The sequence below is a fragment of the Shinella sp. Sh6 genome (assembly GCF_055392685.1).
This window is the reverse complement of record NZ_AP044005.1, coordinates 1,898,555-1,920,972: the sequence shown is the minus strand read 5'-3', so window position 1 is coordinate 1,920,972 and position 22,418 is coordinate 1,898,555. Positions and strand designations below refer to the sequence as shown.

Sequence of the window (22,418 nt, the reverse complement as noted above, 5' to 3'; positions counted from 1 at the left end):
ACAGATCCCGGGACGACCGCACCTCTCCTTCGCCTCGCTGTTATGTCTGCAGGCCTCGTGAAAGCCAGTCGTGAAAGGTCTCGGTGCCTGACGCGAACGGTCTCGCTGGCAAAAGGGCTTTGCCCCTCAGTGCAACCCCGAAATACATAGCTGTTGGGCTGGAAACAATGGCACGGCTATCTTGATGTGCGCTTAGGAGCTCTCGGGCTAGATCGCAAAGTTGGCTGGCTTCTGGGCCTCCGAGATCAACAGTGCGATATTTTGCTTTCTGTTGGACCACCCGCGCGATGATCGCTGCCGCTTCGTCGGCGGCGATCGGCTGGAGGTCGACTACGGGCAATGCCAACGCTCCATCAACTTCGGAAGCGTCTACTATGCCTCCAAGTGTTTCAAAAAATTGGGTGGATCGAACAATTGTATATGGTACGCCGGACGACCGAACGAGGTTTTCTTGGACCAGCTTTGCTCGGAAGTAGTCGTTCTCCACCAACTGATCGGCTCCGACAACCGATAGGACGATATAGTGCCGGATTTCGGCATTTCGCGCGGCGGTGAGCAGGTTGGATCCGGCTTGCTTGAAGGATTGAAGGGCATCGTTGCCGCCGAAGGAGCCAAAATTGGTTACATCGATAAGGGTGTCGGCAAACGCGAGAGCCTGGCTAAGTCCTTCGCCTGTGATCGCATCCACGCCCGTACTTTTGGACGCTTCTACTACTTCGACCCCGCTGCGCCTCAGAGCCCCTACTATCCTGCTGCCCATCAATCCGCTCGAGCCCAAAACTACGGTTCTCATCGCGCTATCCTTTCAATGTACGCAGAGGGCGATAGTAAGGGTTCCGACAGCATGATCGATTAAACGATGTTTTGGGTTGACCAAGTGAAAGTTGACCATCCGCAAGTTCTCTGACGATCTCAACGAAAACTCACGAGTTGTGACCTGAGACCCTGAACTTTCTCCAAATCTGATAGACTCCGTCGTATCAAGGGGACGGAGGGAGTGAAGCGTGCGCGGTTACCGCTGCAACAGCTGCCGAAGCATTGGACGCGCATGTGGTCGAATGCCGCCGCGCGCTTTTCTGACCGCGCCCGAACGATGACCTCGTGACGCTGCTTGATGAAAGTCGAGCTGCCGCAAGCCCGAGGCCATCAGTAGATCCGATCATAAAAACCCGACTCATGAGCCATCCCCTTCGTAGGTTGATCGCCGCGGCATTTTTGTGGGTTGCGGCCGACAGATTCATGATTGACGCTATCATCAGTGCAATGCGGAATCTGACCATGTGGTTCAACCTGACTGATACGGAAGTAAGAGAAATACTGGCTCTCATGCCGGAGGGAACTGTCGCCGAAAAGCTGCGAGAACCTGCTGATCCGGACGCCCAAGCATTTAAAGACGCCGTCGCAACGAGTGACGATCTGGAAGTCGATCCGGACGCAGTCGTGTCCCGGGGCGACGATGGAGCTTTCGTCATGAGTTGGACCTGGGTCCCGAATGAGAAAGCGGGCATTGAGCCAGCCTCCGACGAGGAGGACCATGACAGCATCGATTCGACCAGGGGCATACTGATCTGATGGCGTATTGGGATCAGCGGGTTCTTCAGCCAGGCATAGAAGCCACTGGGCCGGATACGCAGGCAGCGGCACATCGCCCGCACCGTGAACTGCTGGCGATGCTTGGCAACAAACGCGTATCTCACTTTGCATCCTTGGCGAAATACGCGGTGGCTTTTTTTAAGATGTCGCGTTCCTCGGTGACGCGCGCCAGCTCCGTCTTCAGACGACGTATCTCTGCCGCCTGATCCCCATCGCTTCCTGATGGCTTCGAGAACTTCTTCTTCCACGCGTAGAGCGAGTGTTGGCTCACGCCCAGCCGCTGCGACACCTCCGCAACCGGATAGCCCCGCTCGGTAATCTGCGCGATAGCATCGCGCTTGAACTCGTCACTGAAATTGCCAGATCCCATCATGGCCTCCTTGCCTCAAAAATAGGGAAGAAGGCGTCCACAAATCTAGGGGCTATTCAGTCCGCTCCTCTGCGCCGGTCCTCCAGTGTCTTCCGCTTTTCGTCACAATAGCCCAGGAGCATATCAGCAACCCGCTCGCGCAGCACATAAACTGTCGGCATCAAAGTCCTCACGCATCACTCAATCGAAGCCTTCATGACGCATGCTAATTGCTAGAACCTTTACGTTCTGTCGCAACGTTAACGCCGGTAAGCGTCGTGAAGAGTGTTGCCGGAGCTTTCGTCAGGCAGCCACTAGCTTCTGAGATGTTGGACTGTTGGACCGACCCCGCGCAAAGCCTGACATGACAGAGAAGCTAGTCAACGCAAGCATGCTTGCGTCCTCCACTTCGTTCCGGCCCTGGCGGGTGACAAGCTCCTCCTTACATGTCGTGCGAGAGCTATCGGGACGGGGAACATCAAAAAGCGCCCTTCGGGCGGTTCGCTCCCCTCTGGGGGATCGAACAGGGAACAGGCTCAGTGTAGGACTCAACTCTCAAGCGCCGAATTTGGATTGAACGAATTGACTATCGCCAGCCGAAGCCGACAATAGGAAATGACTCGTTTTTCGGTACCAAGTTATGAAAAAAAATGATGATGTCGGAAAACCGTTCAACATCGCCTCCTATGCGCTGCTGACGATGATGGTGGCGCAGGTGACGGGCCTCAGGCCCGGCGATTTCGTCCATACGCTCGGCGACGCGCATATCTACGCCAACCATTTCGAGCAGGTGCGCACGCAGTTGACGCGCCGGCCGAAGCCGTTGCCCTTCATGAAGATCAATCCGGACGTGAAGGACCTTTTCTCCTTCAAGTTCGAGGACTTCGACCTGATCGGCTACGAGGCCGATTCAAACATCAGGGCGCCGATCGCCGTCTGATTTTTCGGGAAGCCGACCAGCATGAGCCAAGCCAAGATCGTCCTCGTCGTGGCCGTTGCGCAAAACGGCGTCATAGGTCGGGACGGCGACCTGCCGTGGCGCCTGCCGTCGGACCTCAAGCGCTTCAAGCAGCTTACGCTCGGCAAGCCGGTGGTGATGGGCCGCAAGACCTGGGATTCGATCGGAAGGCCGCTGCCCGGCCGGCCGAACATCGTCGTCACGCGCGATGCTTCCTTCGCCGCTCCCGGCGCCACGGTCGTCTCCTCGCTCGACGAGGGGCTTGCCGTCGCGCAGCGCGAGGCGGAGGCGCTCGGCGTCGACGAGGTCTGCGTCATCGGCGGCGGGCAGATCTATGCCCAGGTCTTCGACCGGGCCGATATCCTGCATGTCACCCGCGTGGAGGCGGACGTTGCGGGCGACACGCGCTTTCCGGCAATCGATCCGGCCGTCTTCGAGAAGGTCGCTGACGAGCCCATCCCGCAGGGCGAGAAGGACAGCCACGCCATGCATTTTGCGACGTGGCGCCGGCGGAAAGCCGCCTGATCCCCCGCGAAAATCACCGATAACGAACTATTTTGCCGCACGGGCGCCCAAGAGCCAGCGGATTTGTTGAAAGGCGCCCGAGGGATACCTATAACGGGTTCACCTAGCGTTGCGCGGCGAAACAATCCGCGAAGCGCTCGACAGACGGAACTGGCGCGTTTTGCATTTCGAAGAAGCGCAAGAAGGCGCCAAGGGGATTTAACGAAAGAGGTATTGATGCCCTGGAGCAATCAGAACGGCGGCGGCGGCCCTTGGGGCGGCGGCGGCGGAAACAATCAGGGGCCCTGGGGGCAAGGACCGAACCGCCCGCGCGGCGGAGGAGGCGGCAATAGCGGCCCGCCGGATATCGAGGATATCATCCGGCGCGGCCAGGACCGGCTGAAGAACGTCATGCCCGGCGGCTTCAACGGCGGCGTGGTCGTCATCGCGCTCCTGCTTCTCGGCATCTTCTGGCTGATGAACGCCATCTACACCGTCCAGCCGGACGAGCGCGGCGTCGAGCTGCGCTTCGGCAAGCCGAAGCAGGAAGTCTCCATGCCCGGCCTGCACTTCCACTTCTGGCCGTTCGAGACCGTCGAGCTCGTCAAGATCACCGAGCAGCAGCAGAATGTCGGCGGCCGTGCGGCCTCTTCCGGCTCCGACAAGTCCGGCCTGATGCTGACGGGCGACCAGAACATCGTCAACGTCCAGTTCTCGGTGCTCTTCTCGGTCACCGACCCGCAGGCCTATCTCTTCAACCTCGAACATCCGGCCGAGACGCTGCAGCAGGTCGCCGAAAGCGCCATGCGCGAAGTGGTCGGCCGCCGTCCCGCGCAGGATATCTTCCGCGACAACCGCCAGGCGATCGCCGAGGGCGTGAAGGCGACGATCCAGTCGACCATGGACGCCTACGGCGCCGGCATCTCGATCAACACCGTCGCCATCGAGGATGCGGCCCCGCCGCGCGAAGTCGCCGACGCCTTCGACGAGGTGCAGCGCGCCGAGCAGGACGAGGACCGTTTCGTCGAGGAAGCCAACCAGTACGCCAACCAGAAGCTCGGTCTTGCCCGCGGCCAGTCCGCGCAGATCCGCGAAGAGGCGGCCGCCTACAAGGACCGCGTCGTCAAGGAAGCGGAAGGCGAGGCGGCACGCTTCCTCTCCGTCTACGAGCAGTACAAGGCGGCGCCCGACGTCACGCGCAAGCGTCTCTTCCTCGAAACCATGGAAGAGGTGATGAAGAGCTCCAAGAAGGTCATCATCGACGACAAGCAGAACGGGCAGGGCGTGGTTCCCTTCCTTCCCCTCAATGAACTCGGCCGGGCGACCGGCCAGCAGCAGCAGGCGGGAGGCACGCAGTGATGGGCAACCGTTTTCCAGCAATCCTGATCGCCATCGGCGTTCTTCTCTTCATCGCCTATTCGTCGGTGTTCGTCGTCAACGAACGCCAGCAGGCGATCGTCCTGCGCTTCGGCCAGATCAAGGACGTCAAGACGGAGCCGGGCCTCTACTTCAAGCTGCCCTTCGGCTTCATGGACGCCGACAGCGTCCAGTATGTCCAGGACCAGGCGCTGCGCTTCGACCTCGACGACATCCGCGTCCAGGTCTCGGGCGGCAAGTTCTACGAGGTCGACGCCTTCGTGGTCTACAAGATCACGGATGCCCGCCGCTTCCGCCAGGTCGTCTCGGGCGACCGCGAATCGGCCGAATCCCGCCTTCGCACCCGTCTCGACGCGGCGCTTCGCCGGGTCTACGGTCTGCGCGGCTTCGAAGCGGCCCTTTCGGAAGAGCGCGCCTCGATGATGCGCGAAGTGCGCGGCGAGCTGACGGGCGACGCCCAGAACCTCGGCCTCACCATCGAGGACGTGCGCATCCGCCGCACCGACCTCACGCAGGAAGTCTCCCAGCAGACCTACGACCGCATGAAGGCCGAGCGTCTGGCGGAAGCCGAGCTCATCCGCGCCCGCGGTAACGAGCAGGGCCAGCGCCGCCGGGCCGTCGCCGACCGCCAGGTCGTCGAGCTCGTGGCGGCCGCCCAGCGCGACTCGGAAATCCTGCGCGGTGAGGGCGAAGGCGAGCGCAACCGCGTCTTCGGCGAGGCCTTCTCGAAGGATCCGGCCTTCTTCGACTTCTACCGGTCGATGAGCGCCTACCGTGCGGCGATGACGTCGTCGACGGACACGACGCTGGTCCTCTCGCCGGAATCGGAGTTCTTCCGCTACTTCGAGGATGCTGCCGGCGCCAAGCCGGGCGCCTCGGGTGCGGCGGCGACGACGCCGTCGAACGCGAACTGAGAACGCCTCCATGTCCGATTTCCTGACGGGGATCGCGTTCTTCCTGATCATCGAGGGGCTGGTGTACGCACTGGCCCCTTCGGCTTTGAAGCGCATGGCCGCCTATCTGCCGGCCGTGCCGGAAGGCCAGCTCCGCGCCGCCGGGCTCGGCGCGATGGTTCTCGGCGTCGCGATGGTCTGGTTCATCCGCGGCGCCTGAAACGAACCCTTGCGGCGGGCCGGCAAGACGGGCAAGAGTTCGTGCCGGAGAGCGTGACTGACTGATTTTTGCCGTATCCGGCGCGAACACTCGCTGCGACGTGCCAGACCGAAGAGGATGCCGAACATGGCTTTGAACAAGACGTCCAGCGCCGCCCGTGCGGCGCTCACGCTGGCGATGGGCTTCTCGCTGATCGCCGGCGGGCCGCTCGCCCTTCCGGCGCGCGCCGAGGTGAAGCCGGCCGGTCCCGAATCGGTCGCCGACCTTGCCGAAAGCCTGCTCGACGCGGTGGTGAACATCTCCACCTCGCAGAACGTGAAGAGCGACGACAAGGCCCCCGTTCCGCAGGTGCCGGAAGGCTCGCCCTTCCAGGATTTCTTCGACGAGTTCTTCAAGGGCGAGGGGGGCGACGGCTCCAACCAGCCGCAGACCGTCAATTCGCTCGGCTCGGGCTTCGTCATCGATCCCAAGGGCTTCATCGCCACGAACAACCACGTCATCGAGGGCGCGGACGATATCGAGGTGAACTTCGCCAACGGCTCCAAGCTGAAGGCCAAGCTCGTCGGCACAGACCCGAAGACGGACCTCGCGCTCCTGAAGGTCGAGCCGAAGGCGCCGCTGAAAGCCGTTCCCTTCGGCGATTCCCGCACCATGCGCATCGGCGACTGGGTGATGGCGATCGGCAATCCGTTCGGGCTCGGCGGCTCGGTGACGGTCGGCATCATTTCCGCGCGCGGGCGCAACATCAATGCCGGCCCCTACGACAACTTCATCCAGACGGACGCCGCCATCAACCGCGGCAATTCCGGCGGCCCGCTCTTCAACATGAAGGGCGAGGTCATCGGCATCAACACGGCGATCATCTCGCCCTCGGGCGGCTCGATCGGCATCGGCTTCTCCGTGCCGACGGAGCTGGCGCAGAACATCTTCCTGCAATTGCGCGATTTCGGCGAGACGCGGCGCGGCTGGCTCGGCGTGCGCATCCAGCCCGTCACCGACGACATTGCCGAAAGCCTCGGCATGAGCGGAGGAGCCAAGGGCGCGCTCGTTGCGGGCGTCATCAAGGGCGGGCCGGTCGACAACGGCTCGATCCGCACGGGCGACGTCATCACGCGCTTCGACGGCAAGGACGTGCGCGAGATGCGCGACCTGCCGCGCGTCGTCGCCGAAAGCCCGGTCGGCAAGGCGGTGGACGTGGTGCTGCTGCGCGACGGCAAGGAGATGACCGTCAAGGTCACGCTCGGCCGTCTCGAGGACGACGAGAAGCAGGCGGAGAACGAGGACGCGGCGACCGGCGACGAGGAGACGACCGAGGAGGAGGACCTTGCGCCCGAGACGGGCGAGCAGGCCCAGCCGAAGGCATCCGAGACGGTTCTCGGCATGGGGATCGGCGACCTCGACGAGGAGGCCCGCAAGACCTTCTCCATCGTGGAAAGCGTCAAGGGCGCCGTGATCACCGAGGTCGCCCCGGATTCGGCCGCCGCCGAGCGCGGCATCGTGCCGGGCGACGTGATCGTCGAGATCGGCCAGGAGGCCGTGGCGAGCGCCGACGAGGTGAAGACCCGCATCGCCAAGCTGAAATCGGAAGACCGCCGCAACGTCCTTATGATGGTCGCCAACCACAGCGGCGCGCTGCGGTATATCACCGTGCGGATCGATTGACGTAGAGGCGGCGTCCGCCCCCTCATCCGGCCTGCCGGCCACCTTCTCCCCGCAAGCGGGGAGAAGGAGACAAGGGGCAAGGTCGCGCCCCGATCTTTCGGGAAAACGGCGCAGCGTTCCCCTTCTCCCCGCTCGCGGGGAGAAGGTCGCGGCAGCGGGATGAGGGGCTTTGCCCTCAAGCCGCCCCGACGAAATCCGATTTCCGATAGCCCTGCAGGTAGAGCAGCGCCGTAAGATCACCGTGGTCGATGCGGATTTTTGCCTCCGCCGCGACGGCGGGCTTGGCGTGGAGGGCGACGCCGGCGCCGGAGAGGTGCAGCATGCCGAGGTCGTTGGCGCCGTCACCGACGGCCATGGCCTCTTCCGGCGAGATGCCGAGGCGTTCGGAAATGTCGGTGAGCGCGTCCACCTTGGCCTGCTTGCCGAGAATGGGTTCGGCGACCTCGCCGGTCAGACTGCCGTCTTCGGCAAGCAGGATGTTGGCGCGGTTCTCGTCGAAGCCGAGCGTGGCGGCGATGCGGCTCGTGAAGACCGTGAAGCCGCCCGAGACGAGGGCGGTGTAATAGCCCTTCGCCTTCATCGTGGCGATCAGCTCGCGCCCGCCGGGCGTCAGCGTGATGCGCTTTTCGATCACCTCGTCGACGACGGAGACCGGCAGGCCCTTGAGCAGCGCGACGCGCTCGCGAAGGGCGGGCTCGAAAGCGATCTCGCCGTTCATGGCGCGGGCCGTGATGGCGGCGACCTTCTCCTTGAGGCCGACTTCGGCGGCAAGCTCGTCGATGCATTCCTGGCCGATCATGGTCGAATCCATGTCGGCGATCAGCAGCTTCTTGCGCCGCGTCTCAGTCTCCTGCACGGCAAGGTCGACCGGCGTGCCGGCGATGACGGCGAGGATCGTGTCGCGGGCGGCGGCAATGTCGCTGTCGTCGCGCAGCGCGATATCGCAGGCGATGCCGTCGGCAAGCCAGTAGAGGCCCGAGGCCTTGACCCGGTCGGCCGCCTGTTCGGCAATGGCTGGTGTCAGGACGGGATTTGACGGATTGGCGACAAGCGTGGCAACGAAAGCCATGATGAGAAACCTTGATCGAAAGCGGGACGCGATCCTGATAACGGGCCCGACGGCGAGCGGCAAGTCCGCGCTTGCCGTACGCCTTGCAGGCGAGCACGGCGGCGTCGTGGTCAATGCCGACAGCATGCAGGTCTACGACACGCTGAACGTGCTGACCGCCCGTCCGCAGCCGGCGGACATGGGCGGCATCGAGCACCGCCTTTACGGCCATGTGCCGGCCGGCAGCGCCTATTCCACCGGCGACTGGCTGCGCGAGGCGCAGGCCGTCATTGCCGAACTGCGCGCGCGGGACAGGCTGCCCGTCTTCGTCGGCGGCACGGGGCTTTATTTCCGGGCGCTCACTGGGGGACTTTCGGACATGCCGGCGATTCCGGGCGAGGTACGCGAAAGGCTGCGCGGCCGGCTGGAAGAAGAAGGGGCGGAGGCGCTGCACCGGCTGCTTTCCGCCCGCGACCCGGAGACGGCGGCGCGCCTCATGCCGGGCGACGGCCAGCGTATCGTGCGCGCGCTGGAGGTGCTGGAGGCGACGGGAAAATCCATCCTGGCCTTCCAGTCGGCATCGGGGCCGGCGGCGGTCGATCCCGCCCGTGCGGAGAAGATCGTCGTCCTGCCGGACCGCGCAGTGCTGGCGAACCGGATCGACCGGCGTTTTGCGGCGATGCTGGAGATGGGGGCGGTGGAGGAGGTGAAGGCGCTGCTTTCGCAGAACCTCTCGCCCGCCATGCCTGCGATGAAGGCCATCGGCGTGCCGCAGATCGCGGCGATGCTGGCGGGAGAGATGAGCGAGGCGGAGGTCGTCGCGCGCGGCGCGGCGGCGACCCGGCAATATGCCAAGCGCCAGATGACCTGGTTGCGCAACCAGCTCGACGAGAGCTGGCGGCGGATCGATCCCATGGCGCCTAACGGCGAATCAGGCTGCTGAGCGGCTTCTTGAGGAGTTGTTCGCGGATGGAGCCCTCGCGGCGCGGTTCTTCCGTGCCGCCGAAGGCGGGCGTCGGGCGTGCCGGCTGGCGATAGGGATCGGCGGCCGGGCGCTGCGGCTCGGCAAGCTCGCGGCGGCTGGCGTCGAAACGCTCCTGCGTCGAGGGCTGGTAGGCACCGGCCGCGCCCGGCAGCATGTCGGGCCGGTAGGGTTCGTGCACGACGGGCTGCGGCGTTGCCGCGGCCTCCAGCGTATCGATGTAATCCTCCTCGTCCTCGTAGGGCGCATCCTCGTAGCCGGTCGGGAGCGACGCGTTGGACGCATTCGAGGAGAGATAGGAATTCTGGAAGCCGGAAATGTCGGGCCCGGAAATGGCACGCATGCGGGCGACGATGGAGCGCAGGTCGACGCTTTGTGAGGTGTCCTCGCTCGCCCGGATGCCGGTGCCGTTCGCCTTCGGCAGGCGGTCCGCCTCCACGCGCGAGAAGCGCATGCGCATCGGCACCGCGACGGCCTCGCCGAACGCGATGGCCTCGCCGTTGCCGATCGAGGAGATGAAGCTGGTCGTCGAAGACGAGGAGTTGGGGATCGCCGAGCGGATGATCTCCTGGTCGTGCTCGTTGGCAAGGCGCATGGCGAAGACCGTCGAGCACTGGGAGAGGATCGTCGGGTCGAGCTCGCCGGGCCGCTGGGTGACGATGCCGAGCGAAACGCCGTATTTGCGGCCTTCCTTGGCGATGCGAGCGATGGCCTGGCGGGTCGGCGTGAAGCCCAGCTTGGGATCGGCCGGCACGTAGCGGTGCGCTTCCTCGCAGACCACCAGCATGTGTACGCCGCCATTGCTCCACAGGCCGATCTCGAAGGCCATGCGGCAGAGCACGGAGGCGACCGAGTTGACGACCTCCGAGGGGATGCCGGCGAGCTGGAAGGTCGTCACCGGCTTGCCTTCGCCGGGAATGCGGAAGATGCGGGCGATGGTGTCGAGGATCGTGTCGGTGATCGTGTTCGAGGAGAACATGAAATGGTAGCGCGGGTCGTTGATCGCCGACATGATCTTGACCTTGAGCGAGCGCAGGTGCGGCTTCTCCGCCCGGCCTTCGAGCCGGCCGATGCGCTCGTCGACGAGCGCCAGCAGGTCGGCGATGCGGAAGGGCACCGGTGTGTCGGCCGTCATCGAGCTCTTCTCGCTCGATCGGCGCATCAGCCCGCTCTCGCTGGAGCCGCGAAAGGCGCGCTTGGCCTCGGGAATGAGGTCGCGCAGGATGTCCATCTCCTCCGGCACCGGCGGACGGCCGCGGAAGACGACCTCGGCGAATTCCTCCAGCCGGAACAGCCAGAAGGGCAGGTCCAGCGTATCCGTGTCGATGACGACGGCAAGGTCGCCGAAGGCGGAGGCGAATTCGTTGTGCGGGTCGAGGATGAGGACGCGCAGTTGCGGATCGGCCTGGATCGCCTTGTGCAAGAGCAGCGTGACGGAGGTGGACTTGCCGACGCCGGTCGTGCCGACGATGGCGAAGTGCTTCTCCAGCATGGAGGGGACGTGGATCGTCGCGTCGAGGCTCTCGTCCTGCGTCAGCTTGCCGATGGTGCACACGTCGCTCTTGCCGGTGTCGTAGACGCGGGCAAGGTCGGCGGCGCGGATGCGGTGGGCGATGGCGCCGAGATAGGGATAGTCGGTGATGCCGGCGGAAAATTCCTCGCGCCCATCGGGGCTCACATGCACCTCGCCGAGAAGCTCCACCTCGATGCGGAAGACCGTGTCGTTGTTTTCCACCCAGCTCTGCTGGTCGGTGGACATGGAATAGACGAGGGCGACGACGCGGTTGCGGCCGACGGAAATGGAAATGAGCCGGCCGACGGACCACAGTTCCGTAAGCGCGGTCTGGCCGCCGTCGGCGAGGGCGCTGATGGTCGCGCGCGAGCCGTTGCAGGCCACGACCCGGCCGAGCAGGCGATTGCCTGTCTGTCCGTCCCGGCGGTCCTGTTCGCCCGCCGTCATGGAGGTCTGGAATTCATTGTTGAGCAACGCGGCACTCCTTGCCATCAACCGCCACGTTACCGTTGCGCACTTAATAAGACGTTTCGGGTTGAACGGCTTCGCAGCCGCCTTTTGCCCGCCATTTCCAAAACCGTGCCGTTTCGAAACATCCCGAAAGGCGTTGACGCGGATGGCCTTTGTGGCTAACAATCCGCGCCATGAATAATCTGACGGCTATCATTCTTGTGGTGGGATCGCGCATGGGCAGGGTGGTGTAACCACCCGGCGAAAGCTCCCATGCGCGGTAAGCAGGCTCCTTCCGGGGCCTTTTTTTATGCCCGGAAATTCGATAATCACCCTGAAATACGAAAGAGACGGACGGAAATCCGATGAGCGGAACAGAAAACCAGATGACGGGCGCCGAAATTGTCTTGCAGGCCCTGAAGGACAACGGCGTTGAACATATCTTCGGCTATCCGGGCGGCGCCGTCCTGCCGATCTATGACGAGATCTTCCAGCAGGACGACATCGAGCACATCCTCGTGCGCCACGAGCAGGGCGCCGGCCACATGGCCGAAGGCTATGCCCGCTCCACCGGCAAGGTCGGCGTCATGCTCGTCACCTCCGGCCCGGGCGCGACCAATGCCGTCACGCCCCTCCAGGACGCCCTGATGGATTCCATCCCGCTCGTCTGCCTCACCGGCCAGGTTCCGACCACGCTCATCGGGTCGGATGCCTTCCAGGAGTGCGACACGGTCGGCATCACGCGGCCCTGCACCAAGCACAACTGGCTGGTCAAGGACGTCAACGACCTCGCCCGCACCATCCACGAGGCCTTCCGCGTCGCCCAGTCCGGCCGTCCGGGCCCGGTCGTCGTCGATATTCCGAAGGACGTCCAGTTCGCGACCGGCACCTATACGCCGCCGTCGGACGCGCCCGTCCAGAAGAGCTACCAGCCGAAGACGCAGGGCGACGCCAGCCAGATCGCGGCGGCCGTCAGCCTGATGAAGTCGGCCCGCCGGCCGATCATCTATTCCGGCGGCGGCGTCGTGAATTCCGGCCCGGAAGCCTCGCGCCTCCTGCGCGAACTGGTCGAGATCACCGGCTTTCCGATCACCTCGACGCTGATGGGCCTCGGCGCCTATCCGGCCTCCGGCAAGAACTGGCTGGGCATGCTGGGCATGCACGGCTCCTACGAGGCGAACATGGCGATGCACGATTGCGACGTCATGGTCTGCATCGGCGCGCGCTTCGACGACCGCATCACCGGCCGCCTCAACGCCTTCTCGCCGAACTCGAAGAAGATCCACATCGACATCGACCCGTCCTCGATCAACAAGAACGTCCGCGTCGACGTTCCGATCCTCGGCGATGTCGGCACCGTCCTCGAAGACATGGTCCGTCAGTGGCGGGCGGGCGCGAAGGATTACGACAAGTCTCTGCAGGCCGACTGGTGGACCTCCATCGCCAAGTGGCGGGCGCGCAACTCGTTCGCCTATACGCACAGCAACGACGTCATCATGCCGCAGTACGCGATCCAGCGGCTCTACGAGCTGACCAAGGACCGCGACACCTACATCACCACGGAAGTCGGCCAGCATCAGATGTGGGCGGCGCAGTTCTACGGCTTCGAGCAGCCGAACCGCTGGATGACCTCGGGCGGCCTCGGCACGATGGGCTACGGCTTCCCGGCGGCGATCGGCGTGCAGGTCGCCCACCGCGACAGCCTCGTCATCGACATCGCGGGCGACGCCTCGATCCAGATGTGCATCCAGGAGATGAGCTGTGCCGTCCAGTATAACCTGCCGGTCAAGATCTTCATCCTGAACAACCAGTACATGGGCATGGTGCGCCAGTGGCAGCAGCTCCTGCACGGCAACCGGCTGTCGAACTCCTACACGGAGGCGATGCCGGACTTCGTGAAGCTGGCGGAAGCCTATGGCGGCGTCGGCATCGCCTGCGACAAGCCGGCCGACCTCGACGGCGCCATCCAGGAGATGATCGACGTCAAGCGCCCGGTCATCTTCGACTGCCGCGTCGCGAACCTGACCAACTGCTTCCCGATGATCCCCTCGGGCAAGGCGCATAACGAAATGCTGCTGCCCGACGAGGCCACGGACGAAGCGGTCGCCAACGCGATCGACGCCAAGGGCCGCCAGCTCGTTTGATGAAAAGGAGAGCAATTCCAGCAAAAGTGTGAAGCGGTTTTGCGTCCGGAATTGCGTGAGGAAAGAAAACGATCATGAACGCACATCTTCAGCCCACGGGCTCCGCCTATTTCATCGCCAAGGAAACGCAGGTCGCCGAGAGCCATACGCTCTCCGTCCTCGTCGACAACGAGCCGGGCGTCCTTGCCCGCGTCATCGGCCTCTTCTCCGGCCGCGGCTACAACATCGAAAGCCTCACCGTCTCGGAGACGGAGCATGAGGCGCACCTGTCGCGCATCACCATCGTGACGCGCGGCACGCCGGGCGTCCTCGAGCAGATCAAGTCGCAGCTCGAGCGTATCGTCCCCGTCCACCGCGTCGTCGACCTCACCGTGCGCGCCCGCGCGCTCGGTCAGGAACGCCCGATCGAGCGCGAGGTCGCGCTGGTGAAGGTCATCGGTTCGGGCGAGATGCGGCAGGAGACGCTGCGCCTTGCCGACGCCTTCCACGCCAAGGTGGTGGACGCGACGACCGATCACTTCATCCTGGAGATCACCGGCAAGTCGTCGAAGATCGACCAGTTCGTCGCGATCATGAAGCCCCTCGGCCTCGTCGAAGTATGCCGCACCGGCATCGCCGCAATGAACCGCGGCCCGCAGGGGATGTGAGGGGCAGCCGCCCCTCATCCGCCTGCCGGCACCTTCTCCCCGCAGGCGGGGAGAAGGGGGTGTTGCTCCGTTTTCCCGAAGACTGGGCTGGAGCAAGGCCCCGCTTCGCCTTACCTCTCCGCTGTTTGCCTCTCGTCAGCTACCTCTCCGTCGTCATCCTCGGGCTTGACCCGAGGATCCATGCCACAAATTCAGGGCATGCGGTGGAGTGTGGATCCCCGGGTCAAGCCCGAGGATGACGACGGTGGGGGGAGCCGGGTTGGTCTTCCCTCCGTTTTCAAATCATCTCCAGCGGCCGCTTGCGGGTCGGGGGCGGGAAGGCCTGGTCGAGGAGGCGCAGGTCCTCCGAGGACAGGCGGATCTCGGCGGCGCGGAAGTTCTCGCGCACGCGCTCCGGCGAGCCGGATTTCGGGATGGCGATGACGCCGGCCTTCGTGAGCAGGAAGGCGAGGGCGACCTGGGCGGAGCTGGCATCGTGGATGCGGCCGATCTCCTCCAGTGCCGGATGGCCGACAAGCCGGCCCTCGTCGAGCGGCGAATAGGCCATGAGCGGAATGCCCTGCACCTGGCTCCAGCGCAAAAGATCGTACTCGATGCCGCGGCGGGCGAGGTTGTAGAGCACCTGGTTGGCCGCAGGGCGCGCCGGCTCGGCGGCGGCGAGCAGTTCCTGCATGTCGCTTTCGTCGAAATTGGAAACGCCCCAGGCGCCGATCTTGCCGTCCGCCTTCAGCCTCTCGAAGGCCTCGACGGTCTCGGAAAGGGGATGGCGGCCGCGCCAGTGCAAGAGGTAGAGGTCGATATGGTCGGTGCCGAGGCGCTTCAGGCTCGCCTCGCAGGCGGCGATTGTGCCGGCGCGGCTGGCATTATAGGGCAGCACCTTGCTGACGAGGTAGACCTCCTCGCGCCGGCCGGCGATCGCTTCGCCGACGACGTCTTCCGCCCCGCCGTCTGCATACATCTCGGCCGTGTCGATCACCGTCATGCCGAGGTCGAGGCCGGCGCGAAGGCTGGCGACTTCGTCGGCGACGGGCGCGCCGTCCTCGCCCATGTGCCAGGTGCCGAGGCCGAGCGCCGGCACCTGCCGTCCGCCGGGAAGGGTGACTGCCGGTAGTTCCGCTTTCATGCTGCGCTTCCTCCGAGGCCGAATTGTCTGCATGACAAGAATTGGCTGGTCGTTGCAAAGAGATGGGCTATCAATCCGAAAAAACAATCCGGATAACAAGAGTCCGCCATGCCGATCGAAATCTTTCTGGCGCTGATGGTCTTCGCCTTCACCACCTCCATAACCCCCGGCCCGAACAACATGATGCTCTTCGCCTCGGGGGTGAACTTCGGCTTTGTGCGCACGATCCCGCATATGTGCGGCATCGGCGTCGGCTTCCTCGTGCTGCTGCTGGCCGTCGGCTTCGGGCTCGGCGCGCTGCTGGAGACGTTTCCCGCCGTCTATACGGTGATGAAGTTCGCGGGCGGGGCCTATCTCCTCTGGATCGCCTGGAAGATCGCCATGTCGCGCAGCATCGCCGAGGGCAAGGCCGGGACGCAGCCGATGAGCTTCCTCGAGGCGGCCGCCTTCCAGTGGGTCAATCCGAAGGCGTGGGTCATGGCCGTCTCCGCCATGGCGACCTATACCGATGCGCGCAACTATACGGTCAGCGTGCTGATCGTCGGCCTTGCCTTCGCCATCGTCAACTTCCCGAGCGTTTCCACCTGGGCGGGCTTCGGCTCGGCGCTGCGCCAGTGGCTGTCCGATCCGGTGCGGCTGAAATGGTTCAACATTTCCATGGCGCTGCTGCTCGTCGCCTCCCTCTGGCCGATGCTGCGCTAGCGGGGTATGAAAGGGCGAAGCGGGAGGAACGACCGTGTCGCACGATCACGACCACGACGACCATCACCACCACGACAACCATTTCTCGCCGATGGAAGCGCGCGTGCGCGCGCTCGAGACCATCCTGACGGAAAAGGGACTGATCGATCCGAAGGCCATCGATGTCATCGTCGAGACCTACGAGACGAAGGTCGGCCCGCGCAACGGTGCGCGCGTCGTCGCCAAGGCCTGGGCGGAGCCTGATTTCGCAGACTGGCTGAAGCGCGATGCGACGGCGGCCATTGCCAGCCTCGGCTATACCGGCCGGCAGGGCGAGCATATGCGGGCGGTCTTCAACGACGGCGAGACGCATAACCTCGTCGTCTGCACGCTCTGCTCCTGCTATCCCTGGTCCGTGCTCGGCCTGCCGCCCGTCTGGTACAAGGCGCCGGCCTATCGCTCGCGCGCGGTCATGGATCCGCGCGGCGTGCTGGCGGAATTCGGCGTGATCCTGCCGGAGGCGCGGAAAATCCGCGTGTGGGATTCGACGGCGGAGCTGCGCTATCTCGTCGTGCCGGAGCGCCCGGCCGGTACGGACGGGCTGGAGCAGGACGCGCTCGCCGACCTCGTGACGCGCGATTCGATGATCGGCACCGGGCTGGCGCTTATCCCGGAGGCGCGACCATGAACGGGCCGCACGACCTCGGCGGCCAGCACGGTTTCGGCCCGGTCGCGCCCGAGCGGGATGAGCCCGTCTTCCACGGCGACTGGGAAAAGCGGGCGCTCGGCGTGACGCTCGCCTGCGGCGCCTTCGGCGCGTGGAATATCGACGAAAGCCGCCATGCGCGGGAAAATATCCCGCCTGCCACCTATCTTTCGGCGAGCTATTATGAAATCTGGATCCGCGCGCTGGAAACGCTGCTGCAGCGTCACGGCTTCGTCAGCGCCGCGGAGCTGGCCGAGGGGCATAGGCTGGACAAGGGCGCGGCGCCGAAGCGTATCCTCACGGCGGACATGGTGCCGGCGGTGCTCGCCAAAGGCGGGCCCTGCGACCGGCCGGTGGCGGCCGCGCCGCGCTTTGCCGCCGGCGCACGCGTGCGCACCCGCAATTTCAATCCGGCAACGCATACGCGCCTGCCGCGCTATGCGCGGGACAAGGCCGGCATGGTGGAGGCCGTGCAGGGCTCCTTCGTCTTCGCCGACGACAACGCCCATGGCCGGGGCGAGAACCCGCAATGGCTCTATACCGTCGTCTTCGACGGCGCCGAGATCTGGGGCGAGGGCGCCGCGCCCGGCCTCACGGTCTCGATAGACGCATGGGAGAGCTATCTTGAGCCGGTGTGAGACGCTTGCCGATTCGCCGCATCTGCCGAAATCGGCCGAGGGCGATCCGGTCTTCGCCGAGCCCTGGCAGGCGCAGGCCTTCGCCATGACGGTGCGTCTTTACGAGCAGGGCGTTTTCTCCTGGGAGGACTGGGCGAAGGCGCTGTCGCGCGAGGTGCATCGGCCCGGCCGGGCAATCGACGGCGCGGATTATTTCGACTGCTGGGTGGCGGCGCTTTCCGGGCTCCTGAGTGAGCGGGGCGTTGCGAGCGAGGCGGAGCAGGCGGCCCTTTCCGACCGCTGGGCGCGCGCGGCGGAAGCCACGCCGCATGGCAGTCCCATCCTTCTCGAAAACGCCGGCTAGGCGCGGTTCGCCACGAGGCGGGCGAGCCAGGGGCCGATGAAGGTGACGAGGATCAGCCGCGCCGTCTGGAGCGTCATGACGAAGGCGATGTCGACATTGCTGGAGGCGGCGATGACGGCGACCGAATCGAGGCTGCCGGGGCTTGTCGCGAGATAGGCCGTCAGCGGATCGATGCCGAGGACGAAGACGAGCAGCGCGGCGAGAAGTCCTGAAAAACAGAGCAGCGCGAGGATGGAGAGCACCGTCGGCAGCAGCGCCCGGCGCGCATGCATGAGGATGGCGCGCGTGAAGCCGAGGCCGATATTCCAGCCGAGGAGCGCGAAGGCGATGACCAGCAGCCATTGCGGCAGCACGATCGTCACCGTGCCGGACGTGTTCAGAACCGAGGCGATGGCGAAGGGGAAGAGGAAGGCGCCGGCGGGGATGCGCAGCTTCTGCCCGGCGAGGCCGGCAAGGATGCCGATGGCCAGGAGGGCGGCAAGCGGAAGGAGCGGCACCGGCTCGAACCAGGCATGCGCCGCCACGGTGCCCTGATGGCCGCTGAAATGGGCAACGAGCGTTGCAAGGCTCGCCACGAACAGGACGCGCAGATACTGCATGAAGGCGACGAGGCGCACATCCGCGCCGTAGGCTTCCGCCATCATCAGCATGGAGGAGGCCGCACCCGCCGACGAGCCCCAGATCGCCGTGGTGCCGGGCAGGACGCCGCTGCGGGCGATCGTCCAGCCGCTGAACGTGCTGACGGCGATGACGGAGAAGATGACGAGCAGGATCAGCGGCCAGTCGCGGAGGAAGGTGCCGACGAAATCCTGCGAGACCGTGGCGGCGATCATCAGCGCGAGGACGACCTGCACGGCGAAGAAGCACAGTTTCGGCACGCGGATCGTGCCGCCGGAAAGCGCCACGGCGATGCCGGCGAGCATCGGTCCGATCATCAGCGCGGCCGGAAAGCCCGTCATGTAGAGCGGTGTCGTCGTTGCGAGCGAGAGACAGGCGACGATGGCCCATTGCAACGCCGTCGGCAGCCGGCCGAGGCCGGCGGGCAGGTGGGCGGTCGCGTTCGGGGTCTCGGCGGCGGGGGACAAATCATCGCTCCATGGGATCGCGCCTTCCATACAGCGGGGCAGCGACGGGGAACAGGGCCAAAAGAGGGGGTAGGCGACCCCTTCCGCCTGTGAACCCGGCGGACCGGCCCTTGCCTTGGGCGTGCGAATCCTGCCAAGTCCGGGCATGGAATTCGCACCCCAACAGGACGAGGCGCTGAAAGCCGTCGCGCGGTGGCTGAAGGACGGACGGGACCCTCTCTTCCGGCTGTTCGGCTATGCCGGCACCGGCAAGACGACGCTTGCACGCCATTTTGCCGAGCATGTCGACGGCGAGGTGCTGTTCGCCGCCTTCACCGGCAAGGCGGCGCAGGTGCTGCGCTCCAAGGGGGCGACCAACGCCAAGACGATCCATTCGCTGATCTACCGCCCGCGCGGCGAGGAAGAGGTCTCGGACGAGGAGACCGGCAAGACGTCGATCTCGCCGATGTTCTCCATCAATCGCCAGAGCCCGGTGGCCAAGGCCGCGCTCGTCGTCGTCGACGAATGCTCGATGGTGGACGAGGCGCTCGGCAAGGACCTGATGAGCTTCGGCACGCCCATCCTCGTCCTCGGCGATCCCGGCCAGTTGCCGCCCGTTTCCGGCGGCGGCTATTTCACCAACCAGGAGCCGGATTACCTGCTGACGGATATCCACCGGCAGGCGCGGGACAATCCGATCATCCAGCTTGCCATGCAGGTGCGCGAGGGCCGCGACATCGCCCATGGCGACTACGGCGCGGCGCGCGTCATCGGGCGGGGCGAGGTGGACCAGTCGCTGGTGCTCGATGCCGACCAGGTGCTGGTCGGCACGAACCGCACGCGGCGGCGCTATAACCAGCGCCTGCGGGAGCTGAAGGGCTTCACCACCGACTATCCGCAATCCGGCGACAAGCTGGTGTGCCTGCGCAACGATCCGGCCAAGGGCCTGCTCAACGGCTCGCTCTGGCAGGTGATGAGTTCGTCCAAGGAGACGGTGAAGCCCGGCATCAACCTGATGATCCGGCCGGAAGACGACGACATGGATCGCGGCGCGGCCAAGATCAAGCTGCTGAAGGCCGCCTTCGAGAACCTCGAGGAGGAAATCCCCTGGTCGACGCGCAAGCGCTACGACGAGTTCGATTTCGGCTATGCGCTCACCGTGCACAAGGCGCAGGGCTCCCAGTGGAACAATGTCGTGCTGTTCGATGAAAGTTTTGCCTTCCGCGACACGCGCGAACGCTGGCTCTACACTGCCATCACGCGCGCCGCGGAAACGCTCACCGTCGTGCGATAGTAGGGACCCGCACGACGGACCGCTCACCAGGAAGCGGATGAAAGAGGCCGGTCATCATGTCCGGCCGCTTGACGCCGGCCTTAATGGCCGACGATCCCGAGCATGACCGCCTTGGCGACGGCCTGGAAACGGTTGTTGCTGTTGAACTTGGCGATGATGTTCTTCTCCATCACCTGCACCTCGCCGGGCTCGACCTCCAGCGCGCGGGCGATGCGGCTCGTCGGATAGCCTTCGGCCATCAGCGAGAGGCAGCGCAGCTCGGCGGGCGTAAGGTGCGCGCGCGGCGTGTTGTCGTTCGTCTCGGCCTCGTGGCCGGTGCTGAAATCGAGGAGCTCGTTGATCTGCTGCATCTGGCGGCGGATCGTCGATTGCTGGGCGGCGAGCTCGCGCTTGCGCGCGATCATCGCCGTGCGGAAGACGACGTCCGCCTGCTCCTGCGTCTCGGCGGCGGAAAGCTGCTCCAGCAGTTCCTGGATGACGGCGACGGGCATGCCCGTCTCGCGGCAGGTGTTGACCACCGCCATCTGCTGGATTTCCTCCGGCCCGTAGACCCGCATCGGCCCGACGCGGGCAGCCGTCAGCAGACCCTTCTCCTCGTAGAAGTGGAGGGTGCGGTGGGTCACGCCGAAGGCGTTCGCCATGTCGGCGATGGCAAGGCGGCCTTCCGGCAGGTTTTCCGGCAGCGGCGCCACGGGCAGGAAGCGGATGGCTTTGCGCCCGCCGACCCGTGCTGCGGCTTTCTTCGACTCATTGGTCATCATGAAAGCGGCCCGCGATAAAAGATGCAGTCATCAATTGCCCCCGGTCGCCGGCGTGAGGGCATCTGCTCGAAGGAGAGATGCCGGGACGGCGGATAGTACCTTTCACCACGGTTTCCGGCGCACATGTGCAGCGCTGCCGGTCGCGGTCTCTTCGGAATTGCCGATCCCTGCCGCAAAACGACTGTGCCGGATCGGGACTCCCGGGCGGTAAATCTTACCGAACCGCCCACGCTGCCAAAATAAGCGCAAGATGAAAGTGTGCCTATCGTTATATCTAGGGATGTATTTTCTGTGCCGGCGCGGTTCGGTCCCTATTGCATGAGGGAGGCCTGGTTCACCGCCGCGGCCTCTGCGACCGCCGGCTTGCGGGCCGGGCAGGCCGCTTCGCCGGGGTGGAAGGCGCCCTGCTCCGAGCGCGCGAGGCACTCCATGGCGCTGCTCGCCATGCCGTTGCGGAGCGCATGGCGGTAGAGCGGGCCCTGGGCCGAAAGCGCGCGGGCGGCAAAGGCGACCGCCTCGAAGGCGATGCCCGATTCGCTGGCAAGCTGCGCGGCCGAGAAGTGGCGGGCATAGATCGTCGCCCCGGTCTGCTCGTGGATCAGCCTTGCATAGACGCCGTTGCCGTCCGGCCTGTTCTCGACGCGGATCGCATAGGCGAGCTGGGGCGCCTCGCCGGTCTGCGGCGTTTCCGAGAGGCGCACGGTCCTGTGATATCCGGCCGAGCGGGCGATTTCCTGGGCGAACGCCGCGCAGGCGCCGCCGGCCGGCCAGCATTGGAGGATATGGAGCCGCGGCAGCGCTTCGGCATGGCTCGTCGAGCGCGCCTGCATGACGAGGGCGAGCTGCGCCCGGTCGATTGCCGCATCGAGCGGGCCCGGATAGAGCGAGGGCACGAGGAAGAACAGCGGCAGGAGCGAGAAGAGCGCCAAGGGCGAGGAGACCGGCGCGGGAAGCCAGGAGCGCCGCCGGCGCGGCTTGTGGCGGGCCGGGCGGGCCTGCGCAGGCGAGGCGGCATCCTCCGGCGCCGCGTCGAGGAGGCTGTATTCGGGAACATAGCTGCCGAGCGGCACGCGGATGCGCAGCCGGTCGCCGGCGCCTTCGCTTTCGTAATACTGGTCGAGGAGCTTGCGCAGCTTGCCGGCCTGCACGCGCACAAGGGGGTCGTTGCCGGCATCGAAGCCGGGCGCCCGGCCGAATACGTCGATGCCGATGCTGTAGCCCTTCAACTGGGTCGCCTTGCCGGAGAGCTCGTTCTCGACGATGTAGGACAGGAACGAGCGCAGCCGCTCCGAGCGGGCAAAGGTCTCGCTGGCCACGACCGAGCCGAGGGCGCGCCGCACGAGATCGCACGCCGGCCTTTGGATCCCGCTCATGGTGCCGTCGCCGAGGAGACCATCGTCGCTGTCCGATTTCCTTCCCGTTCCCCCGAGAGGGCGCCCATCGGCACCCCCAAAAATCAAGGGGAGTT

At 65.2% G+C, this 22,418-nt stretch carries 21 protein-coding genes and 2 pseudogenes; 15 read left to right on the top strand and 8 right to left on the bottom strand.

The features are described 5' to 3' along the window. Nucleotides 1-40 precede the first annotated feature (40 nt). Nucleotides 41-793, bottom strand: a complete 753-nt coding sequence (locus ACZ5TO_RS09410) for an SDR family oxidoreductase (protein WP_464797867.1) — start codon at nucleotides 791-793, stop codon at nucleotides 41-43. A 308-nt stretch (nucleotides 794-1,101) separates the two neighbouring features. Here ACZ5TO_RS09410 and ACZ5TO_RS09405 point away from each other — a divergent pair, with 308 nt between their 5' ends. After that, complete coding sequence (locus ACZ5TO_RS09405) at nucleotides 1,102-1,572, top strand: hypothetical protein (protein WP_464800436.1); 471 nt, start codon at nucleotides 1,102-1,104, stop codon at nucleotides 1,570-1,572. A gap of 14 nt (nucleotides 1,573-1,586) precedes the next feature. Here the strand turns inward: ACZ5TO_RS09405 and ACZ5TO_RS09400 are convergent. Then, a pseudogene (locus tag ACZ5TO_RS09400) lies at nucleotides 1,587-1,966 on the bottom strand (transposase); the annotation flags it as partial. Between the two features lie 637 nt (nucleotides 1,967-2,603). Between ACZ5TO_RS09400 and thyA the strand changes: the two are divergent. The 6 genes and pseudogenes from thyA to ACZ5TO_RS09370 form a co-directional block, all read left to right on the top strand. Further along, nucleotides 2,604-2,882, top strand: a pseudogene (thyA, locus tag ACZ5TO_RS09395) (thymidylate synthase); the annotation flags it as partial. A gap of 21 nt (nucleotides 2,883-2,903) precedes the next feature. Beyond that, on the top strand, nucleotides 2,904-3,425 hold the full coding sequence (locus ACZ5TO_RS09390) for a dihydrofolate reductase (protein WP_464797866.1): 522 nt from the start codon (nucleotides 2,904-2,906) through the stop codon (nucleotides 3,423-3,425). Between the two features lie 216 nt (nucleotides 3,426-3,641). Next, a complete protein-coding gene (gene hflK, locus ACZ5TO_RS09385) occupies nucleotides 3,642-4,763 on the top strand; it encodes an FtsH protease activity modulator HflK (protein ID WP_464800313.1) in 1,122 nt (373 codons plus the stop codon). Beyond that, entirely contained in the window at nucleotides 4,763-5,695 is a 933-nt protein-coding gene (gene hflC, locus ACZ5TO_RS09380; RefSeq protein WP_464800312.1) for a protease modulator HflC, read from the top strand. The genes hflK and hflC overlap by 1 nt, the downstream gene beginning before the upstream one ends. A 10-nt stretch (nucleotides 5,696-5,705) precedes the next feature. Beyond that, nucleotides 5,706-5,894, top strand: a complete 189-nt coding sequence (locus tag ACZ5TO_RS09375) for a DUF2065 domain-containing protein (RefSeq protein ID WP_184140065.1) — start codon at nucleotides 5,706-5,708, stop codon at nucleotides 5,892-5,894. Nucleotides 5,895-6,071: 177 nt separating this feature from the next. Continuing rightward, a complete protein-coding gene (locus ACZ5TO_RS09370; RefSeq protein WP_464800365.1) occupies nucleotides 6,072-7,556 on the top strand; it encodes a DegQ family serine endoprotease in 1,485 nt (494 codons plus the stop codon). 175 nt (nucleotides 7,557-7,731) lie between these two features. On the opposite strand, the gene serB is transcribed toward ACZ5TO_RS09370, so the two are convergent. Beyond that, nucleotides 7,732-8,625, bottom strand: a complete 894-nt coding sequence (serB, locus tag ACZ5TO_RS09365; protein WP_464800311.1) for a phosphoserine phosphatase SerB — start codon at nucleotides 8,623-8,625, stop codon at nucleotides 7,732-7,734. On the opposite strand from serB, the gene miaA reads away from it, so the two are divergent. Further along, a complete protein-coding gene (miaA, locus tag ACZ5TO_RS09360) occupies nucleotides 8,624-9,547 on the top strand; it encodes a tRNA (adenosine(37)-N6)-dimethylallyltransferase MiaA (protein ID WP_464800310.1) in 924 nt (307 codons plus the stop codon). The two genes, serB and miaA, sit on opposite strands and share 2 nt — an antisense overlap. On the opposite strand, the gene ACZ5TO_RS09355 is transcribed toward miaA, so the two are convergent. After that, nucleotides 9,525-11,591: an ATP-binding protein gene (locus ACZ5TO_RS09355; RefSeq protein WP_464800309.1), complete on the bottom strand. Its 2,067-nt coding sequence runs from the start codon at nucleotides 11,589-11,591 to the stop codon at nucleotides 9,525-9,527. The genes miaA and ACZ5TO_RS09355 overlap by 23 nt on opposite strands. A 323-nt stretch (nucleotides 11,592-11,914) precedes the next feature. Between ACZ5TO_RS09355 and ACZ5TO_RS09350 the strand changes: the two genes are divergently transcribed. Continuing rightward, entirely contained in the window at nucleotides 11,915-13,693 is a 1,779-nt protein-coding gene (locus tag ACZ5TO_RS09350; RefSeq protein WP_464800308.1) for an acetolactate synthase 3 large subunit, read from the top strand. Nucleotides 13,694-13,767: 74 nt separating this feature from the next. Next, nucleotides 13,768-14,340 (top strand): acetolactate synthase small subunit, encoded by a 573-nt coding sequence (gene ilvN, locus ACZ5TO_RS09345; RefSeq protein WP_184140053.1) that lies wholly within the window; start codon nucleotides 13,768-13,770, stop codon nucleotides 14,338-14,340. Nucleotides 14,341-14,617: 277 nt separating this feature from the next. Here the strand turns inward: ilvN and ACZ5TO_RS09340 are convergent, their stop codons facing one another. Beyond that, a complete protein-coding gene (locus ACZ5TO_RS09340; protein WP_464800307.1) occupies nucleotides 14,618-15,463 on the bottom strand; it encodes an aldo/keto reductase in 846 nt (281 codons plus the stop codon). A gap of 108 nt (nucleotides 15,464-15,571) precedes the next feature. Between ACZ5TO_RS09340 and ACZ5TO_RS09335 the strand changes: the two genes are divergently transcribed. The 4 genes from ACZ5TO_RS09335 to ACZ5TO_RS09320 all read left to right on the top strand — a co-directional run bounded on the left by ACZ5TO_RS09335 (nucleotide 15,572) and on the right by ACZ5TO_RS09320 (nucleotide 17,831). Continuing rightward, nucleotides 15,572-16,165: a LysE family translocator gene (locus tag ACZ5TO_RS09335; protein WP_464800306.1), complete on the top strand. Its 594-nt coding sequence runs from the start codon at nucleotides 15,572-15,574 to the stop codon at nucleotides 16,163-16,165. A 91-nt stretch (nucleotides 16,166-16,256) separates the two neighbouring features. Next, the gene (gene nthA, locus ACZ5TO_RS09330) at nucleotides 16,257-16,832 is read left to right on the top strand and encodes a nitrile hydratase subunit alpha (protein WP_464800364.1); all 576 of its coding nucleotides are present in this window, start codon (nucleotides 16,257-16,259) and stop codon (nucleotides 16,830-16,832) included. Then, nucleotides 16,829-17,488, top strand: coding sequence for a nitrile hydratase subunit beta (nthB, locus tag ACZ5TO_RS09325; protein WP_464800305.1), 660 nt, complete (start codon nucleotides 16,829-16,831; stop codon nucleotides 17,486-17,488). Before nthA ends, nthB begins: the two co-directional genes overlap by 4 nt. Beyond that, nucleotides 17,475-17,831, top strand: coding sequence for a nitrile hydratase accessory protein (locus ACZ5TO_RS09320; RefSeq protein WP_464800304.1), 357 nt, complete (start codon nucleotides 17,475-17,477; stop codon nucleotides 17,829-17,831). The genes nthB and ACZ5TO_RS09320 overlap by 14 nt, the downstream gene beginning before the upstream one ends. On the opposite strand, the gene ACZ5TO_RS09315 is transcribed toward ACZ5TO_RS09320, so the two are convergent. Next, entirely contained in the window at nucleotides 17,828-18,946 is a 1,119-nt protein-coding gene (locus ACZ5TO_RS09315) for an AbrB family transcriptional regulator (RefSeq protein WP_464800303.1), read from the bottom strand. The genes ACZ5TO_RS09320 and ACZ5TO_RS09315 overlap by 4 nt on opposite strands. Before the next feature lie 115 nt (nucleotides 18,947-19,061). Between ACZ5TO_RS09315 and ACZ5TO_RS09310 the strand changes: the two genes are divergently transcribed. Beyond that, complete coding sequence (locus ACZ5TO_RS09310; protein WP_464800302.1) at nucleotides 19,062-20,189, top strand: ATP-dependent DNA helicase; 1,128 nt, start codon at nucleotides 19,062-19,064, stop codon at nucleotides 20,187-20,189. Nucleotides 20,190-20,269: 80 nt separating this feature from the next. On the opposite strand, the gene ACZ5TO_RS09305 is transcribed toward ACZ5TO_RS09310, so the two are convergent. Both ACZ5TO_RS09305 and ACZ5TO_RS09300 read right to left on the bottom strand, forming a co-directional pair. Then, nucleotides 20,270-20,947, bottom strand: coding sequence for a MerR family transcriptional regulator (locus tag ACZ5TO_RS09305; RefSeq protein ID WP_464800363.1), 678 nt, complete (start codon nucleotides 20,945-20,947; stop codon nucleotides 20,270-20,272). 314 nt (nucleotides 20,948-21,261) lie between these two features. Further along, nucleotides 21,262-22,323 (bottom strand): hypothetical protein, encoded by a 1,062-nt coding sequence (locus ACZ5TO_RS09300; RefSeq protein ID WP_464800301.1) that lies wholly within the window; start codon nucleotides 22,321-22,323, stop codon nucleotides 21,262-21,264. Between the last annotated feature and the right edge of the window lie 95 nt (nucleotides 22,324-22,418).

What these genes read in the sequence shown, in the direction of transcription:
- ilvN (WP_184140053.1), top strand. Translation starts at nt 13,768, where the DNA reads ATGAACGCACATCTTCAGCCCACGGGCTCCGCCTATTTCATCGCCAAG.
- ACZ5TO_RS09305 (WP_464800363.1), bottom strand. Translation starts at nt 20,947, where the DNA reads ATGACCAATGAGTCGAAGAAAGCCGCAGCACGGGTCGGCGGGCGCAAA.
- nthB (WP_464800305.1), top strand. Translation starts at nt 16,829, where the DNA reads ATGAACGGGCCGCACGACCTCGGCGGCCAGCACGGTTTCGGCCCGGTC.
- ACZ5TO_RS09410 (WP_464797867.1), bottom strand. Translation starts at nt 793, where the DNA reads ATGAGAACCGTAGTTTTGGGCTCGAGCGGATTGATGGGCAGCAGGATA.
- ACZ5TO_RS09390 (WP_464797866.1), top strand. Translation starts at nt 2,904, where the DNA reads ATGAGCCAAGCCAAGATCGTCCTCGTCGTGGCCGTTGCGCAAAACGGC.
- miaA (WP_464800310.1), top strand. Translation starts at nt 8,624, where the DNA reads ATGATGAGAAACCTTGATCGAAAGCGGGACGCGATCCTGATAACGGGC.
- nthA (WP_464800364.1), top strand. Translation starts at nt 16,257, where the DNA reads ATGGAAGCGCGCGTGCGCGCGCTCGAGACCATCCTGACGGAAAAGGGA.
- ACZ5TO_RS09370 (WP_464800365.1), top strand. Translation starts at nt 6,072, where the DNA reads ATGGGCTTCTCGCTGATCGCCGGCGGGCCGCTCGCCCTTCCGGCGCGC.
- ACZ5TO_RS09340 (WP_464800307.1), bottom strand. Translation starts at nt 15,463, where the DNA reads ATGAAAGCGGAACTACCGGCAGTCACCCTTCCCGGCGGACGGCAGGTG.
- ACZ5TO_RS09350 (WP_464800308.1), top strand. Translation starts at nt 11,915, where the DNA reads ATGAGCGGAACAGAAAACCAGATGACGGGCGCCGAAATTGTCTTGCAG.
- ACZ5TO_RS09355 (WP_464800309.1), bottom strand. Translation starts at nt 11,591, where the DNA reads ATGGCAAGGAGTGCCGCGTTGCTCAACAATGAATTCCAGACCTCCATG.
- serB (WP_464800311.1), bottom strand. Translation starts at nt 8,625, where the DNA reads ATGGCTTTCGTTGCCACGCTTGTCGCCAATCCGTCAAATCCCGTCCTG.
- ACZ5TO_RS09310 (WP_464800302.1), top strand. Translation starts at nt 19,062, where the DNA reads ATGGAATTCGCACCCCAACAGGACGAGGCGCTGAAAGCCGTCGCGCGG.
- hflC (WP_464800312.1), top strand. Translation starts at nt 4,763, where the DNA reads ATGGGCAACCGTTTTCCAGCAATCCTGATCGCCATCGGCGTTCTTCTC.
- ACZ5TO_RS09375 (WP_184140065.1), top strand. Translation starts at nt 5,706, where the DNA reads ATGTCCGATTTCCTGACGGGGATCGCGTTCTTCCTGATCATCGAGGGG.
- hflK (WP_464800313.1), top strand. Translation starts at nt 3,642, where the DNA reads ATGCCCTGGAGCAATCAGAACGGCGGCGGCGGCCCTTGGGGCGGCGGC.
- ACZ5TO_RS09315 (WP_464800303.1), bottom strand. Translation starts at nt 18,946, where the DNA reads ATGGAAGGCGCGATCCCATGGAGCGATGATTTGTCCCCCGCCGCCGAG.
- ACZ5TO_RS09300 (WP_464800301.1), bottom strand. Translation starts at nt 22,323, where the DNA reads ATGAGCGGGATCCAAAGGCCGGCGTGCGATCTCGTGCGGCGCGCCCTC.
- ACZ5TO_RS09335 (WP_464800306.1), top strand. Translation starts at nt 15,572, where the DNA reads ATGCCGATCGAAATCTTTCTGGCGCTGATGGTCTTCGCCTTCACCACC.